The organism is Pseudomonas sp. G5001 (assembly GCF_013385475.1).
Classification (GTDB): Bacteria; Pseudomonadota; Gammaproteobacteria; order Pseudomonadales; family Pseudomonadaceae; genus Aquipseudomonas.
Genome location: NZ_JACAPZ010000036.1, coordinates 1 through 21,218, shown reverse-complemented (window position 1 = coordinate 21,218; position 21,218 = coordinate 1). Strand labels below are relative to the sequence as shown.

The 21,218-nt window shown below is 62.0% G+C and carries 18 protein-coding genes; 7 read left to right on the top strand and 11 right to left on the bottom strand.

Annotation, left to right across the window (positions count from 1 at the left end):
* Positions 1–18: 18 nt before the first annotated feature.
* The 6 genes from HX805_RS26110 (at position 19) to HX805_RS26085 (ending at position 5,938) form a co-directional block, all read left to right on the top strand.
* A complete protein-coding gene (locus tag HX805_RS26110; protein ID WP_008435819.1) occupies positions 19–1,212 on the top strand; it encodes an SfnB family sulfur acquisition oxidoreductase in 1,194 nt (397 codons plus the stop codon).
* The gene (locus tag HX805_RS26105) at positions 1,212–2,564 is read left to right on the top strand and encodes an LLM class flavin-dependent oxidoreductase (RefSeq protein ID WP_003211846.1); all 1,353 of its coding nucleotides are present in this window, start codon (positions 1,212–1,214) and stop codon (positions 2,562–2,564) included. Before HX805_RS26110 ends, HX805_RS26105 begins: the two co-directional genes overlap by 1 nt.
* Before the next feature lie 143 nt (positions 2,565–2,707).
* A complete protein-coding gene (locus tag HX805_RS26100) occupies positions 2,708–3,523 on the top strand; it encodes a MetQ/NlpA family ABC transporter substrate-binding protein (RefSeq protein ID WP_003211844.1) in 816 nt (271 codons plus the stop codon).
* Positions 3,520–4,638 carry a methionine ABC transporter ATP-binding protein gene (locus tag HX805_RS26095; RefSeq protein WP_003211842.1) on the top strand — a complete coding sequence of 373 codons (1,119 nt, stop codon included), beginning with the start codon at positions 3,520–3,522 and terminating at the stop codon, positions 4,636–4,638. The genes HX805_RS26100 and HX805_RS26095 overlap by 4 nt, the downstream gene beginning before the upstream one ends.
* The gene (locus HX805_RS26090; RefSeq protein WP_003211840.1) at positions 4,628–5,272 is read left to right on the top strand and encodes a methionine ABC transporter permease; all 645 of its coding nucleotides are present in this window, start codon (positions 4,628–4,630) and stop codon (positions 5,270–5,272) included. Before HX805_RS26095 ends, HX805_RS26090 begins: the two co-directional genes overlap by 11 nt.
* 39 nt (positions 5,273–5,311) lie before the next feature.
* Positions 5,312–5,938 carry a bifunctional 2-polyprenyl-6-hydroxyphenol methylase/3-demethylubiquinol 3-O-methyltransferase UbiG gene (locus HX805_RS26085; protein ID WP_177021017.1) on the top strand — a complete coding sequence of 209 codons (627 nt, stop codon included), beginning with the start codon at positions 5,312–5,314 and terminating at the stop codon, positions 5,936–5,938.
* A gap of 95 nt (positions 5,939–6,033) precedes the next feature.
* Here HX805_RS26085 and HX805_RS26080 read toward each other — a convergent pair whose 3' ends face one another.
* The 4 genes from HX805_RS26080 to HX805_RS26065 form a co-directional block, all read right to left on the bottom strand.
* Positions 6,034–8,217 (bottom strand): glycoside hydrolase, encoded by a 2,184-nt coding sequence (locus tag HX805_RS26080; protein ID WP_177117430.1) that lies wholly within the window; start codon positions 8,215–8,217, stop codon positions 6,034–6,036.
* Between the two features lie 120 nt (positions 8,218–8,337).
* Positions 8,338–11,391, bottom strand: a complete 3,054-nt coding sequence (locus HX805_RS26075) for an efflux RND transporter permease subunit (RefSeq protein ID WP_087692737.1) — start codon at positions 11,389–11,391, stop codon at positions 8,338–8,340.
* The gene (locus tag HX805_RS26070; protein WP_003211833.1) at positions 11,388–12,458 is read right to left on the bottom strand and encodes an efflux RND transporter periplasmic adaptor subunit; all 1,071 of its coding nucleotides are present in this window, start codon (positions 12,456–12,458) and stop codon (positions 11,388–11,390) included. Before HX805_RS26070 ends, HX805_RS26075 begins: the two co-directional genes overlap by 4 nt.
* The gene (locus HX805_RS26065) at positions 12,455–13,558 is read right to left on the bottom strand and encodes an efflux RND transporter periplasmic adaptor subunit (RefSeq protein WP_177028465.1); all 1,104 of its coding nucleotides are present in this window, start codon (positions 13,556–13,558) and stop codon (positions 12,455–12,457) included. Before HX805_RS26065 ends, HX805_RS26070 begins: the two co-directional genes overlap by 4 nt.
* Before the next feature lie 122 nt (positions 13,559–13,680).
* Here HX805_RS26065 and HX805_RS26060 point away from each other — a divergent pair, with 122 nt between their 5' ends.
* Positions 13,681–14,841, top strand: coding sequence for an AAA family ATPase (locus HX805_RS26060; protein WP_177028464.1), 1,161 nt, complete (start codon positions 13,681–13,683; stop codon positions 14,839–14,841).
* Positions 14,842–14,958: 117 nt separating this feature from the next.
* Here HX805_RS26060 and HX805_RS26055 read toward each other — a convergent pair whose 3' ends face one another.
* The 7 genes from HX805_RS26055 to HX805_RS26025 form a co-directional block, all read right to left on the bottom strand.
* Positions 14,959–15,834 carry a transporter substrate-binding domain-containing protein gene (locus tag HX805_RS26055; RefSeq protein ID WP_177117429.1) on the bottom strand — a complete coding sequence of 292 codons (876 nt, stop codon included), beginning with the start codon at positions 15,832–15,834 and terminating at the stop codon, positions 14,959–14,961.
* Positions 15,831–16,607, bottom strand: a complete 777-nt coding sequence (locus HX805_RS26050; RefSeq protein WP_003211829.1) for an amino acid ABC transporter ATP-binding protein — start codon at positions 16,605–16,607, stop codon at positions 15,831–15,833. The genes HX805_RS26055 and HX805_RS26050 overlap by 4 nt, the downstream gene beginning before the upstream one ends.
* The gene (locus HX805_RS26045; protein WP_008435829.1) at positions 16,604–17,263 is read right to left on the bottom strand and encodes an amino acid ABC transporter permease; all 660 of its coding nucleotides are present in this window, start codon (positions 17,261–17,263) and stop codon (positions 16,604–16,606) included. The genes HX805_RS26050 and HX805_RS26045 overlap by 4 nt, the downstream gene beginning before the upstream one ends.
* Positions 17,244–17,909: an amino acid ABC transporter permease gene (locus tag HX805_RS26040; RefSeq protein WP_003211825.1), complete on the bottom strand. Its 666-nt coding sequence runs from the start codon at positions 17,907–17,909 to the stop codon at positions 17,244–17,246. Before HX805_RS26040 ends, HX805_RS26045 begins: the two co-directional genes overlap by 20 nt.
* A gap of 560 nt (positions 17,910–18,469) precedes the next feature.
* Positions 18,470–19,252: a MetQ/NlpA family ABC transporter substrate-binding protein gene (locus HX805_RS26035; RefSeq protein WP_063033612.1), complete on the bottom strand. Its 783-nt coding sequence runs from the start codon at positions 19,250–19,252 to the stop codon at positions 18,470–18,472.
* Between the two features lie 232 nt (positions 19,253–19,484).
* A complete protein-coding gene (locus tag HX805_RS26030; RefSeq protein ID WP_003211821.1) occupies positions 19,485–20,405 on the bottom strand; it encodes a sigma 54-interacting transcriptional regulator in 921 nt (306 codons plus the stop codon).
* Between the two features lie 48 nt (positions 20,406–20,453).
* The gene (locus tag HX805_RS26025) at positions 20,454–21,035 is read right to left on the bottom strand and encodes an alpha/beta hydrolase (protein WP_003211820.1); all 582 of its coding nucleotides are present in this window, start codon (positions 21,033–21,035) and stop codon (positions 20,454–20,456) included.
* Positions 21,036–21,218 lie beyond the last annotated feature (183 nt).

Genomic DNA, 21,218 nt, shown 5'->3' with positions numbered 1-21,218 from the left:
GACCTCTGGAGAATACGCATGACCCTTTCTCATCACGTCGCGGTTATTACCAGCGATGAACAAGCCCTTATTGTCGCCAGCGACCTGGCCGAAGACTTCCGCCGCGACAGCGCCTTGCGTGACCGTGAACGCCGCCTGCCCTTGCCTGAGCTGGACGTGTTTTCCCGCTCCGGCCTGTGGGGCATCAGCGTACCCAAGGAGTTCGGTGGTGCCGGCGTTTCCAACGTCACCCTGGCCAAGGTCACGGCACTGATTGCCCAGGCGGATGCGTCCCTGGGGCAGATCCCGCAGAACCATTTTTATGCCCTCGAAGTGCTGCGGGTGAACGGCAGCCCGGCGCAGCAAAAACGCCTGTACGCCGAAGTGCTCGCCGGCCAGCGCTTCGGCAATGCCCTGGCAGAACTGGGCACCAAGACCGCCCACGACCGCATCACCAAGATCACCCGCGACGGTGACGGTTTCCGTATCACCGGCCGCAAGTTCTACTCGACCGGCGCGATCTACGCCCAACGTATTCCCACGTCCGTGGTGGACGAAAACGGTGTGCAGCAACTGGCCTTTGTCACCCGTGACAGCGAGGGCCTGAGCGTGATCGACGACTGGAGCGGCTTCGGCCAGCGCACCACCGGCAGCGGTTCGGTGGTGTTCGATAACGTGTGGGTCGCGGCCCAGGACGTGATCCCGTTCCAGAGTGCCTTCGAACGCCCGACCACTGTCGGCCCGCTGGCGCAGATCCTTCACGCCGCCATCGACACCGGTATCGCCCGCGCTGCCTATGAGGATGCGCTGCACTTCGTGCGCACCAAGACCCGGCCGTGGATCGATGCCACCAGCGACAAGGCCACCGAAGATCCGCTGACCCTGAAAAGCTTCGGCCACTTGAGCATCCGCCTGCACGCCACCGAAGCCCTGCTGGAACGCTCAGGCGAATTCCTCGACCGCGCCCAGGCCGACAGCAATGCCGACACCGTCGCGGCCGCATCCATCGCGGTCGCCGAAGTGCGCGCCCTCAGCACCGAGATTTCCCTGGCGGCCGGCAGCACCCTGTTCGAACTTGCCGGCAGCCAGGCGACCCTCGCCGAACACGGCCTGGACCGCCACTGGCGCAACGCCCGGGTACACACCCTGCACGATCCGGTGCGCTGGAAGTACTTTGCTGTGGGCAATTACTACCTCAACGATGAAAACCCGCCACTGCGGGGGACTATCTGATGGCGAAGAAAAAGATCCTGCTCAATGCCTTCAACATGAACTGCATCGGGCACATCAACCACGGCCTGTGGACCCATCCACGGGACAACTCGACCCAGTACAAAACCATCGAGTACTGGACCGAACTGGCGCAGTTGCTGGAACGCGGACTGTTCGACGGGCTGTTCATCGCCGACATTGTCGGCGTGTATGACGTCTACCAGAACTCGGTGGACGTGCCGCTCAAGGAGGCGATCCAGCTGCCGGTCAACGACCCGTTGCTGTTGGTCTCGGCCATGGCGGCGGTGACCAAAAACCTTGGCTTCGGCCTGACCGCCAACCTCACCTACGAACCGCCGTATCTGTTCGCCCGGCGCATGTCGACCCTCGACCACCTGAGCCGTGGCCGGGTGGGCTGGAACATCGTCACCGGCTACCTCGACAGCGCCGCCAAGGCCATGGGCCTCACCGAGCAGGTCGAGCACGACCGGCGCTACGACCAGGCCGACGAATACCTGGAAGTGCTCTACAAACTCTGGGAAGGCAGCTGGGAAAACGACGCGGTGATCAACGATCCGCAGGCGCGGGTGTATGCCCAGCCGGAGAAGGTGCACAAGGTCGAGCACAAGGGCGAGTTCTATCAGGTGGAGGGTTATCACCTGTGCGAGCCGTCGCCGCAGCGCACGCCGGTGCTGTTCCAGGCGGGCAGCTCCGACCGTGGGCTGCTGTTTGCCGGGCGCCACGCCGAGTGCGTATTCATCAGCGGGCAGAACAAGGCCTCGACCAAGATCCAGGTGGACAAGGTGCGCGCCAGCGCCGTGGAAGCCGGGCGCAACCCGGACGACATCAAAGTGTTCATGGGCCTGAACGTGATTGTCGGCGCCACCGAAGAAGCTGCGTGGGCCAAGCACGCCGAGTACCTGAGCTACGCCAGTGCGGAAGCCGGCGTGGCGCATTTCTCGGCATCCACGGCGATTGATTTTTCACAGTACGAAATCGACGAACCGATCCAGTACGTGAAGAGCAACGCCATCCAGTCCGCGACCAAGAACCTGCAGAACAATGACTGGACCCGGCGCAAGTTGCTTGAGCAACACGCTCTTGGCGGGCGCTACATCACCCTGGTGGGTTCGCCGGCACAGGTGGCGGATGAACTTGAATCATGGATCAGCGAAACCGGCCTGGATGGCTTCAACCTGACGCGCATCGTCACCCCGGAAAGCTACGTCGACTTCATCGAACTGGTGGTGCCGGAGCTGCAGCGCCGGGGCTCGTACAAGACCGCGTATGAGACCGGGACGTTGCGGGAGAAAGTCTTCCACCACTCGGCGCACTTACCTGAACAACACACCGGCTCCACCTACCGCCACTGAACCAAAATGTGGGAGCGGGCTTGCTCGCGAAAGCGCTGTATCAGTCGCCGGATGCATTCACTGACACACCGCTTTCGCGAGCAAGCCCGCTCCCACAGTTGACCGAGTTGTTTGCACTCACACCTTATGACTGGAAATCCACTATGAAAAAAACATTGCTCAGCCACCCAGTCAAAGCACTGGCGCTCGCCCTCGGATTGTTCAGCTCGGCGGTATTCGCCGCTGACGCACCGTTGAAAGTCGGCACCACCGCCGCCTTCGCCATTCCACTGGAGGCCGCCGTCGAAGAGGCCGGCAAACAGGGTTTGAAAGTCGAACTGGTGGAATTCACCGACTGGATCGCACCCAACGTCAGCCTGGCAGCCGGCGATATCGACGTGAACTACTTCCAGCACATCCCGTTTTTGGAAAACGCCAAGGCCGCTGCAGGCTTTGACCTGGTGCCGTACGCGCCGGGCATCATCAACAACGTCGGGCTGTATTCGAAGAAGTACAAGAGCATCAACGACCTGCCCCAGGGCGCCAGCGTGGCGATTGCCAACGACCCGATCAACAGTGGTCGCGGCTTGCAACTGCTGGCCAAGGCCGGCTTGATCACGCTCAAGCCGGGCGTGGGCTACAAGGCCACTGAAGAAGACATCGTCACCAACCCGAAGAAGATCAAGATTCTGCAAGTGGAGGCGGTGCAACTGGTGCGCGCTTATGACGACGCCGACCTGGTGCAGGGCTACCCGGCGTATATCCGCCTGTCCAAGACCTTCGATGCCGAGTCGGCGCTGCTGTTCGACGGCCTCGACCACCCGGAATACGTGATCCAGTTCGTGGTCCAGCCCAAGAGCAAAACCGACCCGCGGGTGATCAAGTTCGTCGACATCTACCAGCACTCGCCGGTGGTGCGCGCCGCGTTGGATAAATCCCTTGGCAAGCTCTACCAAGTCGGCTGGGAAGATAAAAAATGACCGCCGCCCACTCTCAACTGCGCGACCTGGGCTTGCCGCCCAGGGACGCCGAGCAGACAGAACTGCACCCGGACCTGAACCGCGCGCACGTGCGCTTTATCAACCTGGGCAAGACCTATGACGGCCAATCCGTGCCCGCCCTGCAAGGCATCGACCTGGCGATCCAGCGCGGCGAAGTCTTCGGCATCATCGGCCGCAGCGGCGCCGGCAAGTCGTCGCTGATCCGCACCATCAACCGCCTGGAACAACCGAGCAGCGGCCGGGTATTGATTGACCAGGTGGACATCGGCGACTTCGACGAAGACCGCCTGGTCGCCCTGCGCCGACGCATCGGCATGATCTTCCAGCACTTCAACCTGATGTCGGCCAAGACCGTGTGGCAGAACGTCGAACTGCCGTTGAAAGTCGCAGGCGTGCCCAAGGAGCAGCGCGAGAAGAAGGTGCGTGAACTGCTGGAATTGGTCGGTTTGCAGGATAAGCACAAGGCTTACCCGGCGCAGCTGTCCGGCGGGCAGAAACAGCGGGTGGGCATCGCCCGCTCACTGGTGCATGACCCACAGATTCTGTTGTGCGACGAAGCCACTTCGGCGCTCGACCCTGAGACCACGCAATCCATCCTCGGCCTGCTGCGGGAGATCAACAAACGCCTGGGCCTGACCATCGTGCTGATCACCCACGAAATGGCCGTGATTCGCGAAATCTGCGACCGCGTGGTGGTGCTGGAACACGGCCATGTGGTCGAGCAAGGTCCGGTGTGGGAAGTGTTCGGCAACCCGCAGCATGAGGTCAGTAAAACCCTGCTGGCGCCGCTGCAACATGGCCTGCCTGAAGAGTTGCAAAGCCGCCTGCAGGCCAATCCGACCTCAAAGGACGCCGCCGTGGTGCTGCGCTTGCAACTGACTGGCAGTGCCGAAGACGAACCCGATCTTGCTGCGTTGTTCAGCGCCCTCGGCGGGCGCGTGCGCTTGCTGCAAGGCGGTGTGGAACGCATCCAGGGCCACGCCTTGGGGCAATTGCTGCTGGCGGTGAGCGGCTCGTCCCTGACCGCCGAAGAACTGCGCAGCCGCGCCGGGCGCTGGGCACAACAGGTGGAGGTGCTGGGCTATGTGGTTTGATCGTTTATTGCAGGGCGCCATCGACACACTGTTGATGGTCGGAGTGTCGTCGTTGATTGCATTGCTGGTGGGGATTCCGCTGGCGGTGTTCCTGGTGACCAGCGACAAGGGCGGCATCTATCAGGCGCCTGCCTTGAATCGGGTGCTGGGGGCGTTCGTTAACCTGTTCCGCTCGATCCCGTTTTTGATTTTGATGGTGGCGCTGATTCCGTTCACCCGGTTGATCGTCGGCACCACCTATGGCGTGTGGGCGGCGGTGGTGCCGTTGACCATCGCGGCCACGCCGTTCTTTGCGCGGATCGCCGAAGTCAGCTTGCGCGAAGTCGACCACGGCTTGATCGAGGCGGCTCAGGCCATGGGTTGCCGGCGCTGGCATATCGTCTGGCATGTGCTGCTGCCGGAGGCGCTGCCGGGGATTGTCGGCGGGTTCACGATTACCCTGGTGACGATGATCAACTCCTCGGCCATGGCCGGGGCAATTGGCGCCGGTGGGCTGGGGGATATTGCCTATCGCTATGGCTATCAGCGTTTTGACACGCAGATCATGCTCACCGTGATTGTGCTGCTGGTGATCCTGGTAGCCGTGATTCAGTTGGGCGGCGATCGGTTGGCCAGGGTTCTGAACAAGAGGTGAGGTATAGTCGGGCCATCTCAGCGCCCGGTATAACCTGCCATGAAACTCGCCCCCGACGACCTCGACCAGATCACCTCCACCACCCTTGGCCACTACAACAAAGTGGCCGAGGATTTTCGTGAAGGCACCCGCGATCACGATGTGAGCCAGAACATTGATGCGTTGCTGCGGCATATCCAGGGCGACGCACCGTTTACCGTGCTGGACTTCGGCTGCGGGCCGGGGCGGGATTTGCAGACGTTTACCCGCATGGGCCACATCGCGGTGGGGCTCGATGGTTCGGAGCGCTTTGCACAGATGGCCCGGGAAGACAGCGGCTGTGAAGTGCTGCAACAGGACTTCCTGAAGCTGGATTTGCCGGCCGGCCGTTTCGACGGGATCTTCGCCAATGCGGTGCTGTTTCATATTCCCAAGCAGGAACTGCCGCGCATTCTTGGGCAGTTGCATGGGGCGTTGAAGGTCGGTGGAGTGTTGTTCAGCTCAAACCCTCGAGGTGAAAACCAGGAGGGCTGGAATGGGCCGCGGTATGGCTCGTATCACGACTTGCAGGCGTGGCAGGAATTGCTGACGGCTGCGGGGTTTGTGGAGCTGGAGCATTACTACCGGCCAGCGGGATTGCCTCGGGAACAACAGCCGTGGCTGGCGAGTGTGTGGCGCAAGCTGTAGGTCTTTGTTGTTTTGGGCTTACGCCTTCGCGAGCAAGCCCGCTCCCACATTTTGGAATGCATTCCCCTGTGGGAGCGGGCTTGCTCGCGAAGGACTCACAGCCGCCACTCATCCACCTGATACACCACAGCCTGCGCGCCAGGCACAAAAGCCGTTATACGCCCCTCAGCAAAATTCGCCACCAACCGCGTCCCGTCGGCAAACGTGGTCTGCTGTACCTGTTTATCTTCGGTCAGCCAGCGAAAATCCGTCATGGCCTGAGTCGCCAACCGCTCATGCAGCGGCCGGAAGAACGCGTCCTGGCGCTGAATCACCGGCAAGCGCTGCTTCACCGTCGCCGCACTCAGGTGATACAGCGGCGGCACGTTGTAGAGCAGTTGCGTCAGCTCGCTTTCGGCCCGCACGTTGCTCAGTTTCAGGCTGTCGAACAGCCAATGGTGGGTGGTGATCACCGAGCCATGGAACACCGCCTGATACAGCGGCAGGCGCATCGTCGGGTCAAAGTAGACCGTGCGAAACGGCTCTTTCAACGGCACCGACTTGAAGAACACCGCCGGCTGTTCCGGCGGGTACCAAGCCCCGACGTAATACGGCGACTGCTTGTCCTTGGTCATCTCCCGATCACCCCAGCCCAGCACCGGCGTTTGCATGCCGTGGGCAAACAGGATGCCTCGGGCGGTGATCGCGTTGCCGTCCTCGGAACCTGCCGGCAACTTCAGCGCCGTATTGATCCAGCGGGCCGCATCGATATTGCCTTCGGCATTTTGTGCCTGGGTCATGCTCGCACCCGTGCGATAGCTGTCGAACAACATGCTGGTGGCATAGGCGTCGAGGAACCAGGCGTTGAACCCGGACTTGGCCTGCACCGCCTTGATCCGCGCCTCCAGCAACGGCCGCACGCAGCGCGGGTCGGTGTAGTGGCCGGACTTCTGGAAGCCTGTCTTGAGCTGGCCGCCCTTCAACACGATCGCGCACTCGCCATAGGCCTTGCTGCCCAGGTGCGCGGTGGTCCAGTCGGGATTTTCAGTGGCAGACAGTGCCGTTTCATAAGAGTCGTAGGGCGCCATCAGGTAACCGGCTTCGACCCCGGTCTTCACCGCCTCAGGATGCCAGAGCCCGCCTTCCCAGCCTTCGCCCTGGGTCACCAACAAGCGTTTGAGGCCAGCGCCTTTCAATGCATTGGTGACCGACAAGGTATTGCCCCAGGTCTCGGGCGTTGCGCTCAATGCACCGGCAAAAGCCACGGCCAACTCACGACGCAGCGCACCATAACCGTCAGCGAGTTGGGTCATATTCGGCTCGGTGGAGGGCTGCCAGCTTTGCCGGGCCTTTGTGTTGATCGCCGCGTTCAGGCCGCGCAGCAGGACAGCCTGCTCATACGGTTGCTTGACCTGCCGAACCTGCGCAGCCTCTTTGTCCAGCAAGCCATTCAATTCAGCCGCCAAGCCTTTCCCGCTGCGTAGCAGCTTGAGCAGTTGCGGCCAGTCGCGCACATCCCCCGGAGCCAGCAGATCATTGCCCCACAGGTAGATATGGCTGGCGCCCAGCAGCTTTTCCGCTTCCGGGGTTTGCCGCAACTTGTCCGCCAACGGTTCAAACAGCCCCTGCTCCACCAGCCACTGGTGATAACGCTTGGCGCCGGCCAGCGGGTCGCTTTCGCCCAGGTGCAACAGAACGGTCATCGGTGCCGCGGGGTCCAGCGTGGTGAATTCATGGAAGGCGGACAACGCCAGTCCTTTGCCGTCGGCCTGCCAGTGCAGACGGTTGTTGTAAGGATTGGTCATCAGCCAGTTGAGGGTAAACGCGCCGTGATCCACGCCCCACAGCGGCAAGCTGAGGTCCTGGGTGGTGTTGACGTCGCCCTGTTCCAGCAGGAATTCCTGCCACACACCATTGCCCGCCGGCACGTAATGCCCTTCGGCCAGGGGCCAGATCAGGCCCTTGCCCATGGCGCTGGCGGGTTGGCGCAGGATCGCCAACTCACCGGCATCACGGGCGGTAATCGTCAGGGCAAGATCCCGTTGCTCGAGGGTGGCGCTCAGGCGATAGGCGCCATCGTCCCATTGCCAACTGGCCTGACGGGTGCTTTGGGAGAGCTGGTTGACCCTGTGCGCAGGGCCTCCGCTTGAAGCCTGCACGGCGGTCTTGTCGCTGGGGAAAACGTGGATCGCAAGGGTCGTCGGGTCGATCTCAACCCGCCACAGGGCGTTCTCCAGCACCGTGCCGGCAAGGGCCACGGGCGACAGTAACAAGCTACAAACCAGCAGGAAACAACGCATGGGGCAGGCCTTGGCAAAGGATCAGGCCCGGAGGGTAAAACAATTGATCGGGTGCGAAGGGCAAAAAAATGTTTCAGGGAACATTCCCACGTCCGTGTAGGAATGTCACCGCTGTGGCCGTCAGGCTTGTTCTTTCTTCGGCTCGCGAATCTTGTACCAGGCCACGTACAGCGCCGGCAGGAACAGCAGCGTGAGCAAGGTGGCGATGATGATCCCGCCGATCATCGCGTAGGCCATCGGGCCCCAGAACACTTCACGGGCGATAGGGATCATGCCCAGGCTGGCCGCTGCTGCGGTCAGCAGGATCGGCCGGCGCCGGTGTTCGGTAGCTTCCACCACCGCGTCCCACGGCGTGTAGCCGTCGCGCTCGTAGGCGTCGATCTGCGTCACCAGGATCACCGAGTTACGGATGATGATGCCGATCAGCGCAAGGATCCCCAGAATCGCCACAAAGCCCATGGGCGTGCCCGTGGGAATCAGCGCCAACACCACGCCAATCAGCCCCAGCGGCGCCACGCTGGCCACCAGGAACATCTTCTGCACGCTGTGCAGCTGGATCATCAGGAAGGTCGCCATCAGGAACAGCATCAACGGCACTACCTTGGCAATCGGGCCCTGGGCCTTGCCGCTTTCTTCCACGGTGCCGCCGGTGGCGACCTTGTAGCCCACCGGCAACCCAGCACTGAACTTGTCGATGTCCGGCTTGAGCTGTTTCACCAGGTCGGTCGGCTGCATGTCGTCGCGCACCGCCGCCTTGATGGTGATGGTCGGCTTGCGGTCGCGACGCCATACCAACGGCTGTTCCAGCTCATAACGCACGGTGGCGAACGCCAGCAGCGGAATAGAGGTGCCGTTGGGCGTGACGATCTGCAGGTTCTGCAAGGTTTCCGGCGTACCGCGTTCGGCATCTTCGGCGCGGCCGACCACGTTGATCAGGTAGATATCGTCATGCACCTGGGTCACCGACGCACCGCTGACCACGCTGTTCATCAACTGCGCAACGTCTTCCGACGACAGCCCCAGTTGCCGCGCCTTGTCCTGGGCGATGTCCACCCGCAGGACTTTGCCCGGCTCGTTCCAGTCGTAGATGATCTCGCCCATGTGGGTATTTTTATCGAGCATGGTCGCCAGTTCGATCGCGTGTTTGCGCACCTGGTCGATGTCCTTGCCAGACACCCGGTACTGGATCGGACGCCCCACCGGCGGGCCCATTTCCAGTGGCTGCACGAAGCTGCCCACGCCGACAAAATCTTCCCGCAGGCGTTTTTGCAGGCGCGCAATCAAGGCGCCGCGCTCTTCCAGGCCCTTGCTGACGATCACCAGTTGCGCGTAGTACGGGTTCTCCAGTTGCTGGTCCAGCGGTAGGTAGAAACGGATCGCGCCCTGGCCGATATAGGTGCTCCAGCGGGCGATGTCCGGGTCGTCCTTGATGATCGCCTCAAGACGGTCGACGGCCTTGCGGGTCTCGTTGATCGAGGCGTTTTGCGGCAGGTTGAGGTCGACGAGAATTTCCGGACGGTCCGAGGACGGGAAAAACTGGTTCTGCACAAACTGCATGGAAAACACCGACGCTACAAACAGCAGCACGGTAATGCCAATGGCCCACCAGCGGTTACGCATCGCCCACAGCATGCCGCCATTGAACGCCCGGCCCACACGGCCCGGCTCGGCATTGTGGGGTTTTACCTTGCTGCTGAGGATATGCACCCCGAGCACCGGCGCGAACAATACCGCGACCACCCACGACACCAGCATTGCCACGGCAATCACCGCGAACAGCGTGAAGGTGTACTCCCCCGCCGAACTGGCGTTGAGGCCAATCGGCACAAACCCGGCGACGGTCACCAGCGTGCCGGTCAACATCGGGAACGCGGTGGAGGTGTAGGCGAACGTCGCCGCCTGCTCCTTGGTCTCGCCTTTTTCCAGGCGCGTGATCATCATCTCCACGGTGATCATCGCGTCGTCCACCAACAGGCCGAGGGCGATGATCAACGCGCCCAGCGACACCCGCTGCATGGTGATGCCGCTGTACTCCATGAACACGAACACCAGCGCCAGCACCAGCGGGATCGAGCACGCCACCACCAACCCGGCACGCACGCCGAGGCTGATAAAGCTCACCACCAGCACGATGATCACCGCCTCGAACAACGCGCTGGTAAAGCCGCCAACGGCCTCCTCCACCACTTCGGCCTGGTCGGAAACCTTGTGCACGCCCACACCCACCGGCAGGTCGGCGGTCAGGTCGTCCATGCGTTTGTGCAGGGCCTTGCCGAAGTCCTGGATGTTGCCGCCCTTCTGCATGGCGATGGCCAAGCCGATGGCGGGTTTGCCGTTGAAGCGGAACATCGGCGTCGACGGGTCGACATAGCCACGGGTGATTTCCGCCACGTCGGCCAGCCGATAGAAACGGTCATTGAGCCGCAGGTTGACGTTGGCCAGGTCCTTCTCCGAGGCGAACTGCCCGGAAGTGCGCACCGAAATCCGCTCCGGCCCGGCCTCGATCACCCCAGCCGGCGTCACCGCGTTCTGCGATTGCAGGCTCTGCACCACCTGGCGCTGATCGATCCCCAACGCTGCGAGTTTGCGGGTGGAGAAATTCAGGTAAATCACTTCGTCCTGCTGGCCGATCATCTCGACCTTGCCCAGCCCCGGTACCGAACGAATTTCGGCGCGCACCTGCTCCACGTAATCGCGCAGTTGGCGCATCGACAGGCCGTCAGCGGTAAACGCATACACGGAGCCGAACACATCCCCGAACTCGTCGTTGAACGCCGGCCCCTGCAAGCCTTGGGGGAAGCTGCCGCGAATATCGTCGATCTTCTTGCGGACCTGGTACCAGATCTGCGGGATGTCCTTGGCGCTGGTGGTGTCCCTCAGGAACACGAACACCGTGGACTCGCCGGGCCGGGTGTAGCTCTTCACGTAGTCGAGGGAGTCCAGCTCTTCGAGTTTTTTCTCGATGCGGTCGGTGACCTGCTTCAGGGTCTCTTCCTGGGTCGCGCCCGGCCAGCGGGTCTGGATCACCATGGTCTTGATGGTGAACGACGGGTCTTCCTCGCGACCGAGGTTCATGTACGAGAACACGCCCATCAGCAGCGCGACGAACATCAGGTACCAGACGAAGGACTGATGCTTGAGGGCCCAGTCGGATAAGTTGAAGCTCCCTTTCATCGCGGGCTGTCCTCGTCGATTTTGACTTTTTGCCCGGGCTTCAGGCTGTTCACGCCGGCACTCACCACCCGCTCGCCGGGTTTGACGCCGGCGTTGAGCAAGGCGCTGTCGGCGTCACGGCTGACGATGCTGACGTCACGGGGCTGTACGGTCTGGCTTTGGGTGTCGATGACCCAGATGCGGGTCTTCCCGTCGGCTTCCTGCAAGGCGCTGAGGGGCAGTTCGATACGCGGCGCGATGGCTGAACTCAGGGTCACGCTGATGGCGGTGCCAAGGCGGAACGCGGGCGGTGTTTCCGCCAGGGTCAGGCGGGCGCGACGGGTGCGGGTGGCGCTTTGGGCCTGGGGTTCGATCTCGCGCACGGTGGCGGTGGTGCTGACCGTGGGGTCCATCTGCCCGGCGACCAGGAACACCACATCCGGCGGCAGGCGCTCGGCGAGGCCGGCGGGCAAGTCGATGACGGCTTCCTTGATGTCCGGTCGTGCCAGGGTCACCACTTGCTGCCCGGCGCTGACCACCTGGCCGGCCTCGGCATTCCAGGCGGTGACGATGCCTGCATGGTCGGTGCGCAGTTCGGCGTAGTTGAGCTGGTCCTTGGCCTGGTTGACCGAGGCCCTGGCCTGATCCAGGGAAGCCTGGGTGGTTTTCAAGTCGGTCTGGGCGATGTCCAGCTGGGCCTGGGCGCCGACGCCACGGTTGAACAGTTCCTGCTGGCGACGGGCATTGGCCTGGGCGTTGATCCACTGTGCCTGGACCCGGGCCAGGTCGCCTTGGGCGGCGCGCAACTGGTTCTGTTGATCGGTGGGGTCGAGCACGGCCAACAACGCGCCCTGCTGCACTTCAGCGCCCACGTCGACCGCGCGCCGGGCGATACGGCCTGGCACACGGAAACCGAGATTGCTTTCGTAGCGGGCCTGGATCGTGCCGGCGAAGCGGCCGAGGTTTTCCTGGTCTTCGGCTTTCACTTCAATCGACAGCACCGGGCGCACCGGTTCCGGTGCCGGTTCTTCCTTGGAACACGCCATCAACAGCAGGCTGGCGGCGAGCACACACGTCAACTGCTTCATGGCTGCACTCCCTGGGCCTGGGCCTGATCCGGCGGCTGGGCGATTTCCACGATCATGCCGGGGTGCAGCAATTGCCCGCCGGCCACCACGACTTTTTCGCCGCCCTTGAGGCCGTCGCTGATGATCACCTTGCCGGTGAGATAACGCGCGACCGTGACCTTGTGCAGTTGCGCCTTGCCGTCGTCGTCCACCAGCCAGACAGCCGGCGCACTGATGTCTTTGGTCAAGGCAGCCCACGGCAATTCGATGCTGGCCTTGGCCGGCCCGTTGGCGGTGGCGCTGACCACCGAGCCCAGTTGCATGCCCTTGGGCAGCGCGTCGAGGGCGATTTTGACTTGCACCGTGCCGGTATTGGCGGCAACGGCCGGGGTGACTTCGCGCACCTTGCCCACGGCGGTGATCTGCGGGTTTTCCAGCAGGCTGACGGTAATCGGTTTGTCCGGCGGCGGCTCCACCAGCAGCGATTCATAGACGTTGAACACCGCGTCGCGCTCGCCATCCCGGGCCAGGCTGAAAATCGGCACGGTGGCCTGCACCACCTGGCCCACCTCGGCCTGGCGGGCGGTGATGATGCCCGGCGCGTCGGCGACCAGCGAGGTGTAGCCCAACTGCTCGCGCGCATTGGCCAACTGCGCCTGGGCCGCGGTCAGCGCGCTCTGGCTGCTGCGCAACGCGGCCTGGGCAGAGTCGTATTCGCTGCGGCTGGTGTAGCCCTTGGGCAAGAGTTTTTCCTGGCGCACAAACGCGGCGGCGGTCTGTTTGACCCGCGCCTGCTCGGCGACCACCTGGGCCTGGGCGGAGTCGACATTGGTCTGCAAATCTTTCGGATCGAGCTTGGCCAGCACCTGCTTGGCGCTGACGCGGTCGCCGACATCCACCATGCGCTGGATGATCTTGCCGCCGACGCGGAACGACAGATCGGTCTGCACCCGGGCCTGGATATCGCCGGTCAAGGTCACGGCGGCGGCAAAGTCGGTGGACTTCACCGTCTGCACAAACACCCGGGAATGTTCCTTGGGTTCGGCTTTTTCCTGGCCGCAACCGCTCAGCAGCGCCAGCAGGCCAAGGCCGAGGATAAATGTGAGTTTGTGACCGCCCATGCAGGCTCCTTTTGCGTGATGCCGACGTGCCAGTGTCTATGCGACTGTGAGCTTAGAACAGGGTTCCTTATCTGCATGGAGAATCCCATACTCCAGGGGTTCCCAAACCGATAATTTTTCTCATGCTCAAGACCCTCGCGGTGGCCAATTACCGCTCGATCAACAAATTGGTGGTGCCGCTGGATCGGTTGAACCTGATTACCGGCCCCAATGGCAGCGGCAAGTCCAACCTGTACCGCGCCCTGCGGCTGCTGGCGGAGACGGCCCAGGGCGGCGTGATCAACGCACTGGCCCGCGAGGGTGGGCTGGATTCAACCTTCTGGGCCGGGCCGGAAAGCATCAGCCGGCGCATGCTCAGTGGTGAAGTGGCGGTGGAGCCCATCGTGCGCCAGGGCGCCAAGCGCTTGCGCTTGGGGTTTGCCGCAGAGGATTTCAGCTATGCGATTTCCCTGGGGTTGCCCGAGAAAACCTTGTCCTATTTTTCCCTGGACCCGGAGATCAAGAAAGAATGCATCTGGGCCGGGCATGTATTTCGCCCGGCGAGCCTGCTGGTGCAGCGCTCCGGCCCGATGGTACGTGCCCGCGATGGCCGCGCCTGGGATGTACTGGCCCAGCACACGCCGAACTACCACAGCCTGTTCGATCAGGTCGGCAGCCTGCGGGGTTCGCCGGAGGTATTGCTGCTGCGCGAAAGCATTCGCGGCTGGCGCTTTTATGATCATTTTCGCAGCGACGTCGACGCCCCGGTGCGCCAGCCGCAACTGGGCACGCGTACGCCGGTGCTGCATCACGATGGGCGGGACTTGGCGGCGGCGTTGCAGACCATCCGCGAGATCGGCGACCCCGAGGCGTTGCAGCGGGCGATCAGCGATGCGTTTCCCGGCGCACGGTTGAATATCGAGCCGTTGCAGGGCGGACGCTTTGCCATCGAGTTTTATCAGGAAGGATTGCTGCGGCCGTTATCGGCGGCGGAGCTGTCGGACGGGACCTTGCGCTACTTGCTGCTGGTGGCGGCGCTGCTGACGCCGAGGCCACCGACGATGATGGTATTGAACGAACCAGAAACCAGCTTGCACCCGGATCTTTTGCCGGCGTTGGCGCGGCTGATCATTCAGGTGTCGCAGCAGTGTCAGGTGTGGGTGGTGTCCCATGCCAGCCGCTTGATTGCGGCGTTGCAGCAGGATGAAGGGTGTAATTCGATCGTGCTGGAGAAGGTGATGGGGCAGACGCAGGTGGTGGGGCAGCGGGTGCTGGATGAGCCGGCGTGGCATTGGCCCAGCTGATGATCGTTCCCACGCTCTGCGTGGGAACGCATCACGGGACGCTCCGCGTCCCAGCAGCAGACGCGGAGCGTCCAAGGCGGCATTCCCACGCGGAGCGTGGGAACGATCATTGACGGGTCAACCCTGCCACTTCCCGCCTTCAACAATCACACTCTCAGGCTTGGTGTCATCGCTCAGTTCCTTGCGAACATACTGGTCATACAGCTTGAGCAAATACTTCTCTTCGCCCAACTTCGCCAGCTCGGCATTCACCCAATCCCGCAATTCGATGTTGCCCTTCTTCACCGCCGGCGCAATCGGCGCTTCATCCCCCAGTTTCTGCTCCAGCACGCGATAGCCCGGGTTCTGCTTGGCCCAGCTGAACAACACTAGGTTGTCCTGGGCATAGGCATCACCACGGCCCGCCGACAACGCTTGCAGCGACTCGGAGTTTTTCTCGAACTTCAGCAGTTTCCAGTCCGGGTGGTTCTTGGTCAGCCAGATATCCGCGGTGGTGCCGGTGGTGACGATGGTGGTGCGGGTCGCCAGGTCGTCCAGGCTCTTCACCGAGCTGTCCTGCGGCACCAGGGCCTGCACCGCGACTTTCAGGTTCGGGTTGGTGAAGTCCACCGCTTCCTTGCGCTCCGGCGTCACCGTCATGTTGGCGAGGATCAGGTCGACCTTGTCACTTTGCAGGAACGGAATGCGGCTCGCCGGTTCTACGGCGACGAATTCAACCTTGTTCTCGTCGCCCAGCAGGTCCTTGGCGAAACGGCGGCCGATGTCGGTATCGAAGCCGACATAGCGGCCGGACTCATCCACGAAACCAAACGGCGGCTTGTCGGTGAATACGCCGACGATCAGCTTGTCCCGCGCCTTGATCTTGTCGATGTAGCTCACCGCAGCGGGTGCCGGGGTGGCAGCGGTAGCCGTCTTGGCGGGCTCTTCGGACTTATTGCAGCCGGCCAGCAAAGCGAGGCCGAACAGGGGGAATAACAACTTGGCAGTTTTCATGACAGCTCCAGTTCCTTGGTTCTTTTGGGCAGTGTTGAAACGAAGGAGAACTTCTCCAGGAACTGCTGCGCGCGTGCGGTTTGCGGGTTCGTAAAGAATGCCTCGGGGGTGTTTTGTTCGAGGATGCGGCCGGCCTCCATGAACACCACGCGGTCGGCGACGGCGCGGGCGAAGGCCATTTCATGGGTGACGATCAGCAGCGTCATGCCGTCCCGGGCCAGGCCCTGGATCACTTCCAGTACTTCCTTGACCATCTCCGGGTCGAGGGCGGCGGTGACTTCGTCAAACAGCATGACCTGCGGGTTCATGCACAACGAGCGGACGATGGCGATGCGTTGCTGCTGGCCGCCCGACAGCTGGCGCGGGTAGGCGTCGCGTTTGTCGGAGAGGCCCACCCGTTCCAGCAGTTTTTCAGCCTGGGCCCGGGCTTCGCGGGGTTCGCGTTTTTGCACTTTCAGCGGGCCGAGCAGGAGGTTGTCGAGCACGCTCATGTGCGGGAACAGGTGATAACTCTGGAACACCATGCCCACGTCCTGGCGCACCTGGCGCCAGTCGGTGGCCTTGTCCAGCAGCTCCTTGCCGGCAAAACGCAGGCTACCGCTGTGGGCCACTTCCAGGCCATTGAGGCACCGCAGCAAGGTGCTTTTGCCGCAACCGCTGGGGCCGAGGATCACCACCACTTCGCCGCTTTGCACACTCAGGTCGATGCCGTCGAGCACCTGCTGGTCGCCGAAAAACTTGTTGAAACCCTGGAACTCGATCAATGCGCTCATGCTTGGGCCCAGCGCCGTTCCAGCACCTTGGAGGCGGCCGACAACGGGTAGCAGATAAAGAAGAAAAACAGGAACAGCGCGCCGTAGATCAATACCGACTCGTAGGTGCGCTCGATGATTTGCTGGCCGACCTTGATCACGTCCACCACACCGATCAGCACCGCCAGGGAGCTGGTCTTGATGATGCGGGTGTAGACGTTGATGGTCGGCGGGGTCATGCGTTTCAGGGCCTGGGGCAACAGCACGTAACCGTACAGTTGCGGGTCCGACAGGCCAATCGACAGGCCGGCTTCACGCTGGCCACGGGGCAACGAATGCAACGCACCGCGCACCACTTCGCCGACTTCACTGGCACCCCACAGCGACAACACCAGCACGGCGCACCAGAAGCTCGGAATGCTCAGGCCAAAGAAAATCGGCAGGCCGAAGAACAGCAAGTACAACCACACCAACACCGGAATGGCGCGGAACAGCTCCAGGTAAATCCGCAGCACCAGGTTGATCGCTTTCGAATTCAACGTGCGCAGCACGCCATACACCACGCCGCCGACGGTGCTGAAGGCGATGCTCAAGAACGAGATCGACAGGGTTTGCGCCGCGCCCTTGCCCAGTTGCGGCAAGGACACCCAGAGTAATTCAAGACCCGAACTGGCCATGCTGGAGCCTCCTTTCAAGGCGGCTGAGCAGCAGCGACAGCGGCAGGAATAACAGCACGCAGATCAACGTGAGCACCGCGAGCATTTCGTAGGTTTTGTAGTAGAGGGCGATATAGCTTTTGGTGGTGTAGAGAATCTCCGGCACCGCCACCGCCGACACGATCGTGGTTTCCTTGAGCAGGAAAATAAAGTTCGCAAACAGCGCCGGCAGGCTGAGGATCCCGGCCTGGGGCAGGATCACATGGCGCAGCAGTTGCCAGTGGGACAGCCCGATGGACTTGCCCGATTCGATCTGTGCCAGCGGCACCGCCTCGACACCGGCGCGCAACACTTCCGTGAGGTAGGCGCCGCCGAGAAAGGTCATGGTGATGATTGCCGCCCAGAACCCGGAGATATTCAGCCCCAGGGCCGGCAACGCGAAATAGACGAAAAACAGTTGGATCAGCAGCGGTGTGTTGCGCGCCAACTCCACGTACAGCGCCACCAGGCGCCACACGTAGGGCGTGCGAAACACCAGCAGCGCGGCGTTGATCAAGGCCACCAGCATGGAGGTGCCAATGGCGATCAGGCCGACTTGCAGGGTAACGCCCACGGCCTTGAGAAACGCTGGCAGCGTGCTGAGGATAAATGCGTAATCGAAGGTCATCTGAAATCCCTGACGCCGCAGGGGTAAAGCGGCGTTGGTGCGGTCCGGTCCAGCGTGGGTAACGCCGGGTAGCGCCGACTTTAAAGGTATAAAAAGCAAAATTTAAATACCGAAATAGCATATTGATATCACCCAAATAGATAACCTGCGGATTCGCGGTGCAGATGGATGACAGCTACTGTTCCCGGGGAAGTAGGAAGGGTCTTTTTATCGGAGCTGCACTTCAGGGATAGGCAGCGCGTGGCCAGACTGACGGCCAACCAACAGCGAGGGAGTGAGCGATGAACGAGGCAAAACCGATTGATCCGCAGGAACTGGTGAAGTGGCTGGTGGCACTGCGCAGGGCCATCAATAGCCGGAATCTCTGAGCAGACACAGTCCCAAAAAGTGGGAGCGGGCTTGCTCGCGAATGCGGTGTATCAGTCAGCAGATGTGTTGGCTGACCCACCGCATTCGCGAGCAAGCCCGCTCCCACATTTCGATTGTGTTCCAGCCATAAAAAACGCCGACGCTGTAGAAGCCGTCGGCGTTTAAACCTTGAAGGAGGTTTTTGGGTTCGATCAGAACGCCGGCACGACCGCGCCGTTGTATTTCTTCTCGATGAAAGCTTTCACTTCAGGGCTGGTCAGGGCTTTGGCCAGCTTCTGGATCGCGTCGCTGTCCTTGTTGTCCGGGCGGGCAACCAGGAAGTTCACGTACGGCGACTTGGCGTCTTCGATGATCAACGCGTCCTTGGCCGGGTTCAGGCCGGCTTCCAGGGCGTAGTTGGTGTTGATCAGGTCCAGGTCAACCTGGTCCAGGACGCGTGGCAGCAGCGCCGATTCCAGCTCTTTGAATTTCAGGTTTTTCGGGTTGCTGGCGATGTCTTTCGGCGTGGCCAGGGCGTTGGTCGGGTCTTTCAGAGTGATCACGCCAGCCTTTTGCAGCAGCAGCAGGGCACGGCCGGAGTTGCTGCCTTCGTTCGGGATGGCCACGGTGGCGCCATCTTTGAGCTCAGAGATGTTTTTGATTTTTTTCGAGTAGCCGCCGAAGGGTTCAACGTGCACACCGACCACGGTGACCAGGTTGGTGCCTTTACCCTTGTTGAAGTTTTCCAGGTACGGCAGGGTCTGGAAGTAGTTGGCGTCCAGACGCTTCTCGGCCACCTGTACGTTCGGTTGTACGTAGTCGGTGAAGACTTTGATTTCCAGGTCCACGCCTTCTTTGGCCAGGGTCGGCTTGACCAGCTCAAGGATCTCGGCGTGCGGGATCGGGGTAGCGGCTACCACCAGTTTCTCGTTGGCCTGGGCGAAGCTTGCAGTCAGGGCAGCCGCCAGTGCGGTAAACAACAGAACCTTTTTCATGCAGTGTCCTTATCGAAAATCCGGGTCGTCTGGGACGGCCGCTTTTTTAGTGGATGCCAGCGAAGTGCTATCGCGGCGTGGAGCGGACAATACCGAGGTTTTTTATTCCAGAACAATACTTTTTATTCACTTTGATATTCCATTTTGCTCATGCAGGAGCCCGTCTTGCCGGCGATGGCGGTCTTGAGCCTTGCGATGCTCCTGAGGACGCCATCGCCGGCAAGCCGGGCTCCTACAAAACAGCGTGTTCTTTCAGATAGCTTTTCAGGGCTTCAACCTCGGCGGCGCTGGCGTGGCCAAGAATTCGCCGCACCTGCTCCACAGGTGAACCCGCCACGGGCAGGTTCAGATGCTCAGGCAGAATCTCGTCGCCACTGCTGACCAGCAAGGCAAAGTGAATCACGTTCTCCAACTCCCGGGTGTTGCCCGGCCAGCTGTGATGCTCCAGCACGCGCTGGGCTTCGTCGCTGATCAGCGGCACCGGCAGGTCGAGGCGCTGGCTGTAGATGCCGAGGAAATATTCGGCCAGTGACAGGATGTCGCCCACCCGCTCGCGCAGTGCGGGCAGCTCCAGTTGGCCTTCGCTGAGGTAATGGAACAGGCGCTCATGAAACTTGCCGGCCGCCACGGCCTGGGCGAGGTCGATGCTGGTGGCCGCCACCAGCCGCACATCCACCGGGCTTGGCTGATGGGCGCCGACGCGGGTGACTTCGTGGTTTTCCAGCGCCGCCAGCAGCTTGACCTGGATTGGCAGCGGCAAGTCGCCGATTTCATCCAGGTACAACGTGCCGCCGTTGGCCGAGCCAAACCAGCCGGCGCGGCTGCTGGCTGCGCCGCTGTGGCTGCCTGCGGCGTAGCCGAACAGTTCGGCGTCGGCGTATGTCGGGCTGATGGCGCCGCAATTCACCGAGACAAACAGGCCGGTGCGGTCGCTGCCACGGTGGATATGCCGGGCGAGCAACTCCTTGCCGCTGCCGGTTTCGCCGCGGATCAACACGGGCAAGGCACGGGGGGCGAGGTTTTCGAGGTCTTCGCGCAGTTGCCGCGAACGCGGGTCGACAAACACCAGCGCCTTGGCACGAATGCTCAGGGGGCTTTTTTCGGCGTCGGGGAAGGTCAGCAGGGGCTGACCGAAGGTTTCATGCAGGCTCATGGCAGGCTCCCGCCCCATCCACGAAGGGGAAGGGGCGTTTAAAAAATTTTATGCACGGCGCCGGGAGTGATGTTCCAGGCGATTTTGCAGGCGATAGAGGTAGGCGAAACCCTGTTCCCAGCGTTGATGGCCGGACTTCACGTTGATGTGCCCGGCGCCCGCGAGAATTCCTGCTTCGGCGCCCCAGTTACGTGCCAGTTCCAGGGCGCGGGTGGCGCTGACGGCGCTGTCGTTGTCGGAGCTGACGACCTGGCTTGGGAAGGGCAACAGGTGGCTGGGGATTGGCGCAAAGTTACGCAGGGCGGGTGCGCAGGCAGGGCGTTCGACATCGGCCGGGGCCACCAGCAGGGCGCCGCGTACCTGACGCAGGAACTGCACCGGTGCGGTGGCCGCCCAATGGGCGACGGTGATGCAGCCCAGGCTGTGGGCGATCAGAATCACCGGGGTGCTGTCGGCGGCGATGGCTTCGGCCAGGGCTGCCACCCAGTCTTCGCGGCGTGGGGTGAGCCAGTCGGCCTGCTCCACACGAGCGCTGTTGGGCAGGCTGTTCTGCCAATGACTTTGCCAATGATCTTCTGGCGATCCTTGCCAGCCCGGCACGATCAGATAACGAATCGACTCGCTGTGCATGGGTGTGCCCTCCTGCAGCGTTTAACGTTGTGGGTCAGTATAGGCACGGGGTATATATTCGTTAAGGAATAAGAAGCTATTTATTAATAACCAAAATGTTTTTTTGAGGGTGGGGGGGTTTAGGGGGGTGGGGGTACATATCCGTTTCTTCGGTTATGGCCGCTATTGGTTCCGCTCTTACAG